The organism is Pristimantibacillus sp. PTI5 (assembly GCF_048572955.1).
Taxonomy (GTDB): Bacteria; Bacillota; Bacilli; order Paenibacillales; family Paenibacillaceae; genus Pristimantibacillus.
In genome coordinates this window covers 626,468-641,801 of record NZ_CP183886.1, presented here as the reverse complement: position 1 = coordinate 641,801, position 15,334 = coordinate 626,468, and the positions used below count along the sequence as shown (strand labels likewise).

The following is a 15,334-nucleotide window of genomic DNA, read 5'->3' as shown; positions in this document are numbered from 1 at the left end:
ATTAAACCTATTATTTGTAAGGTGAATAAACAAGAAACGAACGGGTATTGTTCGCTAAATGAAAGCGCTAAAATTATGAGTGTTAGTATCGGATCGGTTTTAAATCCATGGTGACATGACTTTACTGCATCAACAATTAGATGAACTGGAGGGGGATCGCGATGTCTGCGAAGGTAGAGAGAATGATAGAAGCAAGTGGCGAAACGATCCTGCAGGCAACCGGCATTAAACGAGTCTTTGGCAGAGGCAATACCGCCGTCACCGCGCTGGCGGACATTCATCTGACCATACCGGCCGGGTCTATGGTAGCGCTCAAAGGCCGGTCGGGTTCCGGCAAGACGACCCTGCTGAATATTCTCAGCACGCTTGACGAGCCGACGGAGGGCCAAGTGTTCCTTCGCGGACGGGAGATTGGCGGACTTTCCGGCGCGCAGCGCAGCGCGCTGCGGCGCAAGGAGATTGGCCTGGTGTTCCAGTCGTTCGGCCTGATTCCGTTAATGTCTGCTTACGAGAACGTGGAGTTCGGGCTGCGTATCGCGGGTACCCCGGTCAATGGCAACCGCGAGGCTGCGGAGCGTGCGCTGGATCGCGTCGGCATGCGGGAGAGGATGAAGCACCGGCCGACGGAGCTGTCCGGCGGCGAACAGCAGCGCGTGGCGATCGCCCGTGCGATTGCGCACGAGCCTTCGCTGCTGATCGCGGACGAGCCAACCGCGGAGCTGGACAGCAAGATGGGACTGCAGGTCATCCGCGTATTCCGGGATCTTGTGAATAGGTCAGGCATGACGATCGTTCTGACGACGCACGACCCGGGCATTATGGAGCTTGCCGATTACGTTATCGCATTGGAGGATGGAAAAATTGTATCGCAGACGACTCATGAAACACCGGTTGTATAGTCTGATCCCCCGCGTCAAGCACGTTGCCGTAATGCTCGCCGCAATGCTGGCGCTTACGGGCTGCTCGCTGCTCCCCTTGGAGGAGGCGTCGCTTCAGCCGCCGCTTGTCCAGCCGGCCGAGGAAGAATTAGACATCGTGGACGCAGCCAAAGGAAACATTCAGACGTTTCTCAAAGGAACGGCAAATTTCGTGTCCTCCAGCATGGATACGCTCTCTTTCAAGGAATCCGGCGGGCGGTTGAAATCCATCAACGTGACGGTCGGCCAAGAAGTGAAAGCCGGCGACATGATCGCCCAGCTGGAGACGGGCGACCTGGAACTTCAGATCCGCCTGCAGAGGCTGAGCGTGGAGCGCGCCCGTCTGCAGTATGAACAGGCGCGGGCTTCCGGCGCGAACGCAACCGATCTGCGCCTGCGGGAGATCGATTTGGAACGGGAATCGCTGATGCTGGATTCCATGGAGGAGCGACTCGGCCAATCGCAGCTGTACGCGCCGATTGCAGGGATCGTAACCTTCGCTGAATCACTCAATGCAGGCGACTTTATTAACGCCTATCAAGCCATCGTAACCATCGCGGATCCGTCCAAGATGCAGCTGACTTATAAAGCGGCAAATTCGAAGGACCTGCTTCCGGTAGAAGCGGGTATGCCCGTCAGCCTGAAGTATAAGGGCAAGGACTATAAAGGGAAAGTGCTGCAATCTCCTTCTAACGTGCCCCTCGGCGCTGACGATGCGAAGGCCGAACGCAATTCGGTGACCATCATTATAGGCATGAACGATAAGCCCGAGGGGGTACAGATTGGCCATAGCGCGGAGCTCAATATCGAGCTGCAGAAGCGCGAGAACGTCATCTTGCTTCCGCGATCGGCGATCCGCTCCTATATGGGCCGCAGCTACGTACAGGTCGCGGAGGGCGATCGGCGCAAGGAGGTCGACGTTGAGGTGGGATTAACGACACCGACCGAAGTGGAGATCGTTCGCGGGCTGGAGGAAGGCGAGAAGGTCATCCTGAACAATTAAACGCAAGGCGTAAATGGCTGACGCCGTATTTTGAAGGCTCAGCATACGTTTCAAGGTGAAGTCTAAGCGCAAATAAAATTTGAACTATATTAATTTTTAGAGTCGAACAATAATGCCCGGACTGACCGGGCGCAAGAATGGGGTATACGTATGGCCTTATGGACGATGATTCTCCGCAAAATGGCAAATAACAAATGGCTGCAGCTGAATCTGTGGTTTGGCCTTACCGTATGCGTGGCCCTGTTCAGCTCTATGCCGCTTTATTCCGAAGCCATCCTGCAGCAGACATTGTTGAAAGAACTCCAGCAGGTGCAGAGTCAAAGCGCCGTTTACCCGGGCTTCGTCAGGGTTAGTACGACCGTTTCTTCATCAACAAAGGATAAAGAGACTTCTGAGGCGCTTGTACGGGCTGACCGTTTTGTGCAGACGATCCCGGACAGGGCGGGGCTTGCGGCGATGTCGTTCTACCAGCAGCGGTTCACGCAAAAAATGAAGGTGTACGGTGCCGACGCCTCGGATCAAGAGAAGCAGTCGCAGAAAACGGCAGGCAGCTTTAAATCTCTGTCCGGTATGGAGAAGCGCTTGCGGCTGATAGACGGACGGATGCCGGTTGACCGAACGGACGGCGTTTTCGAAGCGCTTGTCACCCAGAAATTTCTATTTGCAACGAAGCGCGGTCTCGGAGAGGAGCTGGTTGCGGAATCGCCTGAAGGGGACCGGAGCCGCTTTCGCGTCATTCCGGTCGGCATCATCGAGACGGATCCTGCCGGCGACCCCTATTTGCCGTATTTGACGACCGAGGCCGAAGACGGGTTTATTATCCCGTTCGAGCAGTTCGAGCGCGAATTTACGAAAGGCGGCAAGACGAGGTTAACCGACTTGGAATGGCGCTTCGCCCTGAATTATGAACAGCTGAATGTCGACAATATCGATCAATTCATCGCAGCCAACACGGATATCCGCCGCTATTTCCGAGGACGGCTCGGGGTTGAAGAGATTAATATCCCGGCAATTGAGACGGTTGGATCTTATCGGGGAAAGCAAGCGAAGCTCGACGTATTGATGCTGTCCCTTTACTCCCCCGTCATGCTGATGCTGGCCTTCTATTTGTATATGGCTGCCAATCTCATCATCGAACGGCAAAAGACGGAAATTTCCGTTCTCCGCAGCCGTGGAGCCAGCCGATTGCAGATCATGATGGCCTATGCGCTGGAGAGTCTGTTCCTCGGGCTGAGCGCACTGGCCGTGGGACCTTTCCTCGGCATCTCGTTCACGAAGGTGCTGGGCGCCTCGAGCGGTTTCCTGGAGTTCGTCCAGCGATCGGCGCTTGAAGTCAGTCTGACCAGCACCGCCTATAAGATCGCGGCGATTGCTGTGGGCGTGGCGATTGTGCTTATTCTGATTCCGGCTTTCCTGGCGACGAGGACAAGCATCGTGGGTCACAAGCAGCAAATGGCACGCTTGACCAAGATGTCGTTCTGGCATAAGACCGGTCTCGATGTCATACTCGTCTGTCTGGCGGTCTATCTGCTGTACAATTTCAACAAACGGCAGGAGGATTTGAAGCGGCTGGCACTTGATGCAGACGCCCTGCAGCTTGATCCGCTGCTGTTCCTAATGCCGGCGCTGTTTGCGCTCGGAGGCGGTCTGCTGGTGCTGCGCGTGTACCCGTGGTTCATCCGTCTCATCTATTGGGCAGGCCGCAGATGGTGGTCGCCGGCGTTATACAATACGCTGGTTCAAATCAGCCGATCGTCCGGGCAGTATTTGACCATCAAGGTGTTTCTGATCATGACGGTGGCGACCGGCCTCTTCAGCGCGAATGCGGCCCGGACGATCAACGACAATATGGAGAGCAAGATCCAGTACGCCGTCGGCGCCGACATGGCGTTGACCATGCGGTGGAAGAGCGACGCGCCTCCTCCGATGTCATCAGGCTCTACGCAGCAGCCGCAAACCGAAACGGGCATCGCGGAAACGAGGCGGATCCAGTATACCGAGCCGCCGTTCCAGCCAATCCAGGAGCTGGTGGGGGTAGAAGCGGTCGCTAGAGTGTTCAAGAAGGAAGCGGTCAGGTTCAGTGCAGGCAGCAACGGCACGACCGGAAAGACCGTGCTATTCGGCATCGATACGTTGGATTTCGGCAAGACGGCCTGGATGAAGAATGGGCTGCTTGAATATCCCATCAACAGTTATCTGAATCTGATAGCGCCGAATCCGAAGGCTGTACTGATCTCAAGGTCGCTCGCCGATGCGGCAGCGATCAAGCCAGGCGATCCGATCCGTGTCTCCTGGGATGGACTCGACCAGGCACAGTTCACCGTTTACGGGATTATCGACTACTGGCCGGGCTGGAATCCGCTTCCGGCAAGCGGAGACGCGAAAGACGGTCAGGCAGCAGAGTCTCATCTGATCGTCGGACATCTGGGCACGATCCAGAACCGGCTTGCGGTCGAGCCCTATGAGGTTTGGCTTAAGCTGAATGACGGCGTATCCAGCCAGGTGATCTATGACCAACTGGCTGAGAAAAAAGTGCCGGTTGCCGGCCTTCGCGATGCGATACAGGAGCTGATCTTGTCAAAGAATGATCCTTTCCGGCTGGCAATCAACGGCGTCATGACGCTGGGCTTTGTGATCTCCATGCTGATCAGCTTCTTCGGCTTCTTGCTGTTCTGGGTGCTGACCCTATCGGGAAGGACGCTCCAATACGGGGTGCTGAGGGCCATGGGCATTCCATTCCGGCAGATTATTGGCATGCTGGTCAGCGAACAATTGTTCACCTCGGGTGCGGCGGTCATCATCGGCGTGTTTATCGGCAACTTGGTCAGCGAAATGTTTGTTCCCTTGTTCGAAATGTCTTTCTCGACCGCCGAGCAGGTGCCGCCGTTCGAGATCACTTATCAGCTCAGCGATTACGTGCAGCTTTACAGCATTGTCGGGGTCATGCTAACGATCGGCCTGCTGATTCTCGGCTACCGCCTGTCGAGGACCCGGATTGCCCAAGCGCTGAAGCTGGGAGAGGAGTAACCTATGATTCAATGTGAAGGACTCGTCAAAATTTATAAAACCGCGGATCTTGAGGTCGTCGCCCTGCAAGGGCTCGATATGAAGATCGAAGACGGCGAGCTGATGGCCATCATCGGCAATTCCGGCAGCGGCAAGTCAACGCTGCTCAACATGCTCGGCGGATTGGACAAGCCGTCAGCCGGCAAGCTGCTTGTGGACGGGAAGGATCTGTTGACGTTTGGCGAGAAGGACCTGGTGAAGTACAAGCGGGATACGGTCGGTTTCGTATGGCAGAACAATGCGCGAAACCTGATTCCGTACCTGACCGCAAGGGAAAATGTCGAGCTGCCGATGCTGCTGCGCGGCAAACACCGCCGGGCACGGGCGATCGAGCTTCTCGAAGCCGTTGGACTCGGCCACCGTATGATGAATCGGCTGAGCGAGCTATCCGGCGGGGAACAGCAGCGGGTGGCGATTGCCATCGCCCTCGCGAACGAGCCGAGGCTGCTGTTAGCCGATGAACCGACAGGCTCACTGGACACGAAAACGTCCAATCAGGTGCTGGATCTGTTCCGCACGCTGAATCGGACGATCGGCATTACGATTGTTATCGTGACGCATGATCCGCTGCTGGCGCGCAAGGTGGATCGAGTCGTTCAAATCCGTGACGGCAAGACGTCGGCGGAGATGATTCGCCGGGTATCGTATGCGGAAGAAATGGCGCTGCTGGACGCAGAGAGCGCCCGGCACGGGACAGAGAGCCATATTGAGTATGCCGTTGTCGATAAGGCGGGCCGGTTGCAGATTCCGGCCGGCTACCTCGACCTGGAGGGCTTCAAGGATAGCAACAAAGTGCGCGTGGAGATGGAGGACGGCCGCATCATTCTTTATCCGCCGGAGGCCAGGAAGACGGGCTGAACGATACAGGAACAAACTAAAAAGCCGCTTGCTTTGACAAACAAAGCAAGCGGCTTTCTTTTCTGATGATTAAGGATTCCACGATTAAATGAGCTTATGCCGATATCGCAATCCATTACGGGTCATGCCGTAATCGAGATCATCTTCCTGTACTCGTTAGCGCTTACACCGGTGTACGATTTGAATTTTTTGTAGAACCAATCCATTTCGGTGTATCCGACTTCGTTAGCGATTTTATAAACTTTCATGTCGGTATGTTCGAGTAGGGATTTGGCTTTCTCCATGCGCTGTTGCAGCAGGTATTCGTTAAAGGTCATGTTCTCTTGATATTTGAATTTTTGTCCCAGGTAAGAGCAGTTGAAGTGCAAAATATTGGATATTTCTTTCAAGGTGATGTTCTGATGCAGCGTTTCTCCCACGTATTCCTTCACTTTATCGATAATGTTGCCCTGCGGGGAAGAATCATTTTCGGATAAGGACAAACAATGCTCGTTATCATTCGTTGATAGGGCGGAGTCGAGCTCCCGCTTCAAATTTTGCATGCTTGCCGTTAACTCATCAATTGACAAGGGATCGGGTAAATAGTCGCTGACTTGATAGTACATCGCCTTTCTTGCGAGCTGGAAGTCATTGCCCCCGCCAATGAGCATTATCGGCAGGCGGCTTTTGCTGCGGATCTGGTCGCACAGCTCGAGACCCTCTGCGTGAGCGCCTTTCATATTGATCGCGATAAGCGAGAAACGATGCTGTGCGAATAAAGTCATGGCGGCTGCGGAAGCGTCGGCATAACCTTCCAAGGCAAAACCCATGCTGTTCCAATCAAGCGTATGTAGTGTCTTATCTCCCGAATGATCATTCAGATCGACAAACAGTACCTTATACACAATGTTTACCTCCCATTGTATTCGCGGCACGCCTGACTCCCTCATGCCTGCAAAAGATTACGCTTTCATTATGTAAAATACACGAATGATTAACAATGTGCTTTTCTTTATATCGTTAGCCGTTGTTTACTACTTGTCTTTCTTAGCGTTATTGGATTCGAAATGTCAGTTCTAGACCTATAATTTGACGGGTGGAATATCTCGTTTTCGACAGGTTGTTGCTGCAAAATGTAAGCGCTACACTTTTAATGTGCTCACAAATCTTAAGGGGGATTAAGTATGCAGATTCGCAAGATGATGGTTCTGTTATGCGCAATGGTTCTGGTTCTCGCAGCATGCAACAGCGGTTCCAACAGCGGCAACAACACCGGTAACAACAAGGGAACCAACGCCGGCACGAACAGCGTCGCGACCGAGACGCCTGACAATGCGGCGGAGAACAATGCGGAAGAAGTGAACAGCACGCCGGAGATGGATTTCGACTTGGGCGGTAAAACGATCAAAATCGTATCGTGGTGGGATATGACGATTCCGGAGGACAATCCGGACAATATTCAGCGCAAGAAAAACCTGGATGCGTTAATGGAGAAGCATAACTTCAAAGTGGAATATGTCGCTATCGATTACGGCGAGTACCAGCAGAAAGTCACCGCATCCTTGCTGGCGGGCGAACCGATCGGCGATATCGTCCGATTGGGCAAAACGTACACGGTTCCGACGCTTGTGAAACAAGATCTGTTGTGGCCAATCGACGAGTACACGAAGAACCCTAGGGCGTTCAATCAGAAGGTCACGAATGAGTATTACACGTATGAGGGCAAAGGTTACGGCTTCAGCGAGGGTCAGGCTAATCTGGTTCAGGGCATATTCTACAACCGTACGCTTATGAATCAGCTAGGTGCGAAAGCGCTGCAAGAGTATGTGAACGAGGATAACTGGAATTGGGAAACGTTCATTCAAGTTGCCAAAGAGGCCAATAAAGATACGAATAACGATGGCAAGCTGGATACTTGGGGTCTCGCGAATTCTTCGCTTATGGACCAGGCTCTGTATTCCAACAATACAGGACTCACCAAAGGAGACAAGCAAAATCTAGAGGATCCTGCGACGCTTGATGCGCTTAATTTCGTTTCCCGCTTGGCTACGGAGCAAATAGCGAGACCGACGGAAGGCGGCGATTGGACGGAGCCTGGTCAGTTCTTCCGTCAAGGCAACACACTTATGTATGCAGGCGCTTTGTGGGAGCTAAGCGGCTTCCAGACGGATATGCCTGATTATGAGCTCGGTTTCATTCCGTTTCCGAAGGGACCGAATGCTACGACCTATCATTCCGCGGAAGCGCTCTTCCAAGCTCTGACGATTCCAAAATCAGTTAAGAATCCCGAGCAGCTAATGTATATCTGGGAAAAGATTAACGATATCGATTCCATGTATGATTATCCGGATCAAGGCTGGTATGAGACTTTGTTTAAAAATGAGGATGACATCAACAACGCCAAAATGGTTGCGCCGAATATGATCGTCCTCGACCACAATACGTTCCCGAATCTGAAGTTTTATGATTTCGTCGGCGAACTGAATAGCGGAGTTTCGGTATCCACAGTCGTCGAAAAGTATAAATCGACATTCCAAGCGGCGATTGACGAAGTGTTTGGCTCATAACCATTCATAGCGATTGCCTTGCAGTCCCCATTTAGAAATTTTCTATAATGGGGACTGTTATTGGATTAAATACTTCATGCTGCAGGAGGGGAGAAAAATTGAACATCAGAAAGAAGAAGTATGTAATCGTCATCCTTGTTCTTACCGTATTTGTATTGTCCATTTGGGCTTTCTACCCTTCAAATCAGACAAATAACGGGCAGGTTCGGGCCATGTCTGATTTTGAAGCGGAATCGGCTGGAGAAGAAGGTTATGACGAATATATAAATTCCCACTCGACAGCGAAGCGGCCTGAAGGGGTCATCCGAATCGAGGGGGAGAATTATGCCGAAACCGTCGGGGACGGTTTTGAAGTCGCAGAGAAGCTTCATGGTTTGGACGGGAAAGCGGTAATTACGCCGGAGACGGGATCTATTGGTTGGGATGTTCAAATGGACCAGCCTGGTTTGTACAACGTTAGAATTCATTATTATCCGATCGAGGGAAAGAGCTCTGCCATTGAAAGACAATTTGCTATTAATCAGGAAGTCCCCTTTAAGGGCGCTGATATTATTTTGTTTGACCGGGTATGGGGAGATCGGAACGAAGAGATCAAGAGAGACGACAGAGGAAACGACCTGCGTCCGAGACAGGTTGAGAAGCCTGTATGGCAAATCACCGCGCTCACCGACAGATACGGTTATTATGATGAGCCTTATTCCTTCTATTTCGATAAAGGCATGCAAAGGCTTTCCTTGACGGCGTTAAGAGAGCCCATGGCGATTGATTATATTGAGCTTTACCAAGATCAGGAGTTGAAGACTTACGAAGAGCTGAAGAGCGAGTATACAGCCGGAGGTATAAAGCCTGTCAAGGATCAATATATCCTCATCCAAGCGGAGGACGCAGCGTTCAAGTCTTCCCCGACCTTATATCCGATGTCCGACAGGTCTAGTCCAACGGTTATTCCATATGACGTATCAAAAATCAGAATCAACACCATCGGAGGACTGAACTGGAAGCTGCCCGGGCAGTGGATCGAGTGGGAATTTGAGGTAGAAGAGGACGGTTTGTATCAAATTGCGTTAAAACAAAAGCAGGACCAGCTTCGCGGCGTCTACGCCACGCGCAGTCTTATGATCGACGGAAAATATTCGTTTGAGGAAATGAAGCGAATTCGCTTTAACTTTGAAAGGGATTGGCAGATGAATGTGCTGGGCGGCGATGAGCCCTACTCTTACCATTTGACCAAAGGCTCGCATCGTATTCGAATGATGGTCTCCCTCGGCGAAATCGCGCCTTTGCTTCAGACGATCGAGTCCAGCGTGCTGCAGTTGAATGAGATGTACCGGAAAATCTTAATGATTACGTCGAATAAGCCGGATCCGTTTCGCGATTATCAACTGGAGAAGCGGATTCCTGATATGGTGGAGGTTTTCACGGAACAAGCCGAAACGATTCAAAGCGTAGCGGACTATCTCGAGCAGGCGACAGGTGAACGAAGCGACAAGGTAGCCGTCCTTCACTCGATGGTTCGCCAACTAAAGGATTTGGCGGCATATCCTGAAACGGTTGCCAAGCGATTGGATGCATACAAGGTCAATGTCGGCGGTCTGGGAACGTGGATCCTGACCGTGCGGGAGCAGCCGCTTTCGCTTGATTATCTTGTTATCTCTTCGCCAGGCCGCGAACTTCCGAGAGCGGAAGCCACATTGCTGGAAGAGGTAGGACATGAGCTCGGAGCCTATGCAGCCTCTTATACAGAAGATTATGACAACATCGGAAATACCGAAGAGAAAAATCGTTCGGTTACGGTGTGGATTACCACCGGACGCGATCAGGCGCAAGTATTGAAGGGGTTGATTGACGACTCCTTTACGCCGGATACGGATATTTCCGTTCAGCTGAAGCTCGTTCCGGGCAACATCCTTCTACCGGCTACGCTTGCCGGCGAGGGGCCGGACGTGGCCATGCAGATCGGCGAGGATGTTCCGGTAAACTATGCGATGAGGGGCGCTGCGGCCGATTTGTCGCGCTTTGCGGATTACGATGAAGTCGCTTCAAGGTTCCGCGACAGCGGACTTACGCCGTACAAATACGATGAGGGAGTATTTGCCCTCCCGGAGCAGCAGACATTCCCGATGTTGTTCTATCGCAAAGATATCCTCGAGGAGCTTAATTTGACTCCGCCGAAAACCTGGCAGGATATCTATAACATGATTTCGGTTCTTCAGAAGCATAACATGGAGTTTTATTTGCCGCTTGAGGCCACGAATGCGAGTTTGGTTCCGAATGCGACATTCTCTATGCTGCTTTACCAGAACGGCGGCGAATTTTATCGTGGTGACGATAAGAAGAGCGCACTCGATTCCGAAATTTCGATGAACGCCTTTAAAAAGTGGACGCAATTTTATACAAGCTATAAGTTCCCGTTGCAAGCTGACTTCCCGAACCGGTTCAGAACGGGCGAGATGCCGATTGGCATTGCAGACTATACGACGTACAACATGCTGACGGTCATGGCCCCGGAGATCAAAGGCTTATGGGACTTCACCGTTGTTCCGGGCACGAAGCTTGCGGACGGCACGACCAACAATGAAGTAGCCAGCCACACAACCGGCGTCATGATGCTGGAAAATTCGGATGATAAAGAGTCGTCTTGGCAATTTATGAAATGGTGGACGGACAAGGAAACCCAAATTGCTTACGGACGTGAAATGGAGGGCCTTATGGGCGAGGCGGCCCGGTATCCGACGGCCAATATTGAGGCGCTTGAAGAGCTGCCTTGGCCGGTCAAGGATTACAACAACTTAGAGAGCCAGTGGCAATGGGTCAGAGGCATTCCGCAGGTTCCGGGCGGTTACTTTACGGGCAGGCATTTGGACAATGCCTTCCGGAAAGTCGTGAATGCCAATGAGAATCCCCGCGAAGCCTTCTCGGATTATATCCTCTATATTAACGATGAAATTGAGATTAAGCGGAAAGAATTTAATTTACCGTATTAGTTAGGGGGAGGAAGCCGGGTGCAAGCAGAAACAACCGCTCAAGCCATGAAGGGCTCCATTCGTCCGAAGAAGAGATCCAAGTTGGCTTATGTCGTGAATGAGTTGAAACGAAACAAGCATTACTACTTATTGATGAGTCCTTACATGATTATTTTCTTCTTATTTACCGTTATTCCGGTCGTTTTCTCGTTAGGCTTAAGTTTCTTCTATTTTAATATGCTTGAATTTCCGCGTTTTGTGGGCTGGCAAAACTATTCTAGGCTGTTTCTAAACGATGATGTTTTTATGATCGCCTTGAAGAACACGTTTATGTTCGCGGTCATTACCGGTCCGGTCAGCTATATCGCATGCTTCTTGTTTGCATGGATCATCAACGAGCTTTCGCCCAAGGTGCGCGCATTCATGACGTTGATTTTTTATGCGCCGGCGATTTCAGGAAATGTGTTCTTTATTTGGCTGATCGTGTTTTCCGGCGACAGCTACGGCTATTTGAACGGTTTCCTGATGAAGATCGGGTTTATATTGGAACCGATTCAATGGCTGCTGGACGAGAAATATATTTTGACCATTGTCATGATCGTTCAGCTTTGGCTCAGTCTGGGAACCAGCTTCTTGGCCTTTATCGCCGGTCTGCAAACGATCGATAAAACGCTGGTTGAAGCAGGGGCGGTAGACGGAATTAAGAACCGCTGGCAGGAGCTTTGGTTCATTACGCTGCCTTCCATGAGGCCGCAGCTTCTGTTCGGCGCGGTCATGCAGATTACCGGTTCGTTTGCCGTTGCTGACATATCGATCGCGCTTGCGGGATTTCCAAGCGTCAATTACGCGGCGCATACCGTCGTAACGCATCTGATGGATTATGGCACCATCCGTTTCGAGATGGGCTACGCGTCCGCGATCGCAACGGTTCTCTTCGGGCTTATGATCGGGACCAACATGCTGACGCAAAAAATGTTGAGAAAGATAGGTGAGTGACGACATGAAAATGATGGCGGCCTTTCGAACGCCCAAAAAGCTCAATCGCTCCTTTACCGTCAGCTTTTTGCTGTTCGTTCTCCTTGCCTTATTCGGGTCCTTTATGGCTCTGCCGTTAATTTATGCGGTGAACAATGCCTTTAAGCCGCTTGACGAATTGTTCATTTTCCCGCCGCGGTTTTTCGTGAACAATCCGACATTGGATAACTTTTATGATCTGCTGTCCTTGATGGGGAATTCGTGGGTGCCGCTATCGCGCTATATCGCCAATACGCTGCTGATTACGGTTGTCGGCACCGTGGGGCATATCTTATTGGCATCCGCTGCGGCTTATCCGCTGGCCAAATACCGATTCATGGGATCAAAAACGCTTTTCTCCATCGTCGTGCTGTCCTTGATGTTTTCTCCGCATGTAACGGCCATTCCCAACTATATGGTGATGTCCTGGCTGGGATGGATCAATACGCATGCGTCTATCATTGTGCCGTCATTGGCTTTCCCGTTAGGGCTCTTCTTGATGAAGCAATTTATGGAACAAATTCCGGATGCCCTGCTGGAAGCGGCCAAAATAGACGGAGCTAACGAGTACCGGATTTACTGGAGTATCGTTATGCCTAATGTTAAGCCTGCATGGCTAACGCTCATGATTTTGCAATTTCCGATGCTGTGGGGAACCGATGGAGGCAGCTTTATCTACAGTGAGAATCTAAAGACGCTTCACTTTGCGTTGGGGCAGATTACGCTTGGGGGAATTGCCAGAGCAGGGGTTGGAGCGGCAGTCGCGCTGCTCTTGATGATTGTTCCGATTTCGCTCTTTATTATTTCCCAGAGCAGCGTCATTCAGACGATGGCGACTTCCGGGATGAAGGATTAGAAGGGAGCCGTGCACGATGTTTAAACGCATACAAAAAGGGAGAGCACACCTCCTTATTGCTCTTTGTTGTTTACTGGGCGTTAGCATGGGAGGAGCGCTCGTCCAGGCTGAAGACGGAGCCGCCGCATCCTATAATTACTCATTCTGGGGAGATACCGTTGCCTCGCCCGCCGCTTACCAGGCAACGACTTTATTGAGCGGGCTAGGCCTTGGAGTAGGGCCGTTCAAAGATCCGAGCGATCTTTACGTCACGCCGGACAAACAAATCTATGTGCTGGATTCCGGCAATAACCGGATTGTCATTCTGGATGAGAAATTCAAGCCGGCAGCCACGATCGATTCCTTTGAAAGGGACGGGCAAGCCGACCATTTCCAAAATCCGCAAGGCCTCTTCGTAACGGATCAGAAGCATGTGCTTGTTGCCGATACGGGCCATAATCGCATCGTTCATCTCGATTCGAATTTCAAGCTGGTTAAGGTTGTCGAAGCGCCGGAATCCGAGCTGCTGCAAGCTAATTTCCAGTTCCAACCGGTCAGGGTCATTATGGACAAGGCGCAGCGGACTTATGTGATGGCGACCGGCGTATTCGACGGCTTCATGGAATTTAATGCGGACGGGGCGTTCACTTCATTTATCGGCGCTAACCGCGTTTATGTCGATCCGGTTGAATACTTCTGGAAGCGGATGTCGACAAAGGCGCAGCGGAGCCAGATGGTCATGTTTACGCCGACGGAATTTACGAACCTGGATATGGATAACGAAGGGTTCATTTATGCAACCAATGGGGATCTTTGGGGTGATAATATCAAAAAGCTGAATGCGCAGGGCAACGATATATTGCGCAGAACCGGGTATTACAATCCGCAAGGCGATATTCGTTATTCTAGCGATATCGGCCCCTCCAGACTTGTGGATATCGATGTCGCGGACAGCGAGATGTATTCCGTCCTCGATGCCAAGCGGGGCCGGATTTTTACCTACAGCGGCGACGGGCATTTTATGTACGTTTTCGGGGGGATGGGCAACCAATTGGGCGAATTCAATACGCCGGTGGCGATTGAACGGATCGGAGACGATTTCCTCGTTTTGGATAAGGCGCTCGGGGAGATTACGTTATTCCAAACGACGGAGTACGGCCGGACGCTCAATGAAGCCGTTAGAAGCTATTATAGGGGCGATGAAGAGAAAGCCTATCAATTGTTCAATCAAACGATCAACATGAATGCGAACCTTGAATTCGCTTATGCCGGCATCGGTAAGTCGCTTCTAAGGCAAGGCGATTACGAAGAGGCGATGAAGTATTTTAAACGGAGCATGGATCAAAAGAATTATTCGAAGGCTTTCCTGCTCTTCCGGAAACAAGTATTGAGAGAGCATTTCACGACGATCATGACCGTTATCGTCCTACTTGCAGCCGGTGCACTGGCAGCGAGAAAGTATCGGAAAACGTCGGTAAGAAAGAGGGGTGTCTCCATTGAGTAAAGAGTGGATTAAATATCCGTTAAATCTCATCGTTCATCCTTTTAACGGCTACTGGGACCTGAAATATGACCGCAGTCAGAAGCTCAATTTAATCATTGCATTTGCGGTTGTGTTCCTGCTGGCCGTTACGAATATTTTAAGCAGCCAATACAGCGGTTTCCTCGTTCATTTATTCAATCCGAACGAGATGAACAGCTTCATGGAAATCATGTACGTGGTTGTGCCGGTATTGTTCTGGTGCGTGGCCAACTGGTCGCTCACAACCTTGCTGGACGGGGAAGGGAAGTTTGTCGAAATCTTTACCTCAACTTGTTTTGCCATGATTCCGCTGGTCGTTATTAACTTCCCGTGGATCTGGCTAAGCAATGTCATTTCGCTGCAAGAGACGACATTTTATTATTTTTCGAATAGCGTTGCGGTCATTTGGTTTATTTTTCTATTATTTGTCGCGAATATGACGGTGCATCAATTTACGCCGTCCAAAACGATCGGGATCATCATTCTGACGGTCGTAGCGATGGGCTTTATGGCCTTTATCGGTTTACTGTTCTTCAGCTTGGTCCAACAGATCATCGCCTTCATATCCGTTATCTATCAAGAATTGGTTATGAGGAACTAAGGAAGGAGG

The 15,334-nt window shown here is 51.2% G+C and carries 11 protein-coding genes; 10 read left to right on the top strand and 1 reads right to left on the bottom strand.

All coding sequences use genetic code 11. The annotated features are described in order from the left end of the window. Positions 1-161 precede the first annotated feature (161 nt). The 4 genes from ACN6MW_RS03165 (at position 162) to ACN6MW_RS03150 (ending at position 5,844) form a co-directional block, all read left to right on the top strand. Positions 162-899, top strand: coding sequence for an ABC transporter ATP-binding protein (locus ACN6MW_RS03165; RefSeq protein WP_419874189.1), 738 nt, complete (start codon positions 162-164; stop codon positions 897-899). Next, complete coding sequence (locus tag ACN6MW_RS03160) at positions 853-1,920, top strand: efflux RND transporter periplasmic adaptor subunit (protein WP_419874188.1); 1,068 nt, start codon at positions 853-855, stop codon at positions 1,918-1,920. Before ACN6MW_RS03165 ends, ACN6MW_RS03160 begins: the two co-directional genes overlap by 47 nt. Before the next feature lie 150 nt (positions 1,921-2,070). Then, positions 2,071-4,947 (top strand): FtsX-like permease family protein, encoded by a 2,877-nt coding sequence (locus ACN6MW_RS03155; protein ID WP_419874187.1) that lies wholly within the window; start codon positions 2,071-2,073, stop codon positions 4,945-4,947. A 3-nt stretch (positions 4,948-4,950) separates the two neighbouring features. Then, positions 4,951-5,844 (top strand): ABC transporter ATP-binding protein, encoded by an 894-nt coding sequence (locus ACN6MW_RS03150; protein WP_419874186.1) that lies wholly within the window; start codon positions 4,951-4,953, stop codon positions 5,842-5,844. 122 nt (positions 5,845-5,966) lie between these two features. Here ACN6MW_RS03150 and ACN6MW_RS03145 read toward each other — a convergent pair whose 3' ends face one another. After that, positions 5,967-6,728: a helix-turn-helix domain-containing protein gene (locus tag ACN6MW_RS03145; RefSeq protein WP_419874185.1), complete on the bottom strand. Its 762-nt coding sequence runs from the start codon at positions 6,726-6,728 to the stop codon at positions 5,967-5,969. A gap of 279 nt (positions 6,729-7,007) precedes the next feature. On the opposite strand from ACN6MW_RS03145, the gene ACN6MW_RS03140 reads away from it, so the two are divergent. The 6 genes from ACN6MW_RS03140 to ACN6MW_RS03115 all read left to right on the top strand — a co-directional run bounded on the left by ACN6MW_RS03140 (position 7,008) and on the right by ACN6MW_RS03115 (position 15,325). Beyond that, on the top strand, positions 7,008-8,390 hold the full coding sequence (locus ACN6MW_RS03140; protein WP_419874184.1) for an ABC transporter substrate-binding protein: 1,383 nt from the start codon (positions 7,008-7,010) through the stop codon (positions 8,388-8,390). Positions 8,391-8,488: 98 nt separating this feature from the next. Beyond that, positions 8,489-11,374, top strand: coding sequence for an extracellular solute-binding protein (locus ACN6MW_RS03135; protein WP_419874183.1), 2,886 nt, complete (start codon positions 8,489-8,491; stop codon positions 11,372-11,374). A 45-nt stretch (positions 11,375-11,419) separates the two neighbouring features. Next, on the top strand, positions 11,420-12,349 hold the full coding sequence (locus ACN6MW_RS03130) for a carbohydrate ABC transporter permease (protein ID WP_419876259.1): 930 nt from the start codon (positions 11,420-11,422) through the stop codon (positions 12,347-12,349). Positions 12,350-12,353: 4 nt separating this feature from the next. Next, positions 12,354-13,223 carry a carbohydrate ABC transporter permease gene (locus ACN6MW_RS03125; RefSeq protein WP_364153391.1) on the top strand — a complete coding sequence of 290 codons (870 nt, stop codon included), beginning with the start codon at positions 12,354-12,356 and terminating at the stop codon, positions 13,221-13,223. 16 nt (positions 13,224-13,239) lie between these two features. Beyond that, positions 13,240-14,706, top strand: a complete 1,467-nt coding sequence (locus tag ACN6MW_RS03120) for a hypothetical protein (protein WP_419874182.1) — start codon at positions 13,240-13,242, stop codon at positions 14,704-14,706. Then, a complete protein-coding gene (locus tag ACN6MW_RS03115; RefSeq protein WP_419874181.1) occupies positions 14,699-15,325 on the top strand; it encodes a YIP1 family protein in 627 nt (208 codons plus the stop codon). The genes ACN6MW_RS03120 and ACN6MW_RS03115 overlap by 8 nt, the downstream gene beginning before the upstream one ends. Positions 15,326-15,334 lie beyond the last annotated feature (9 nt).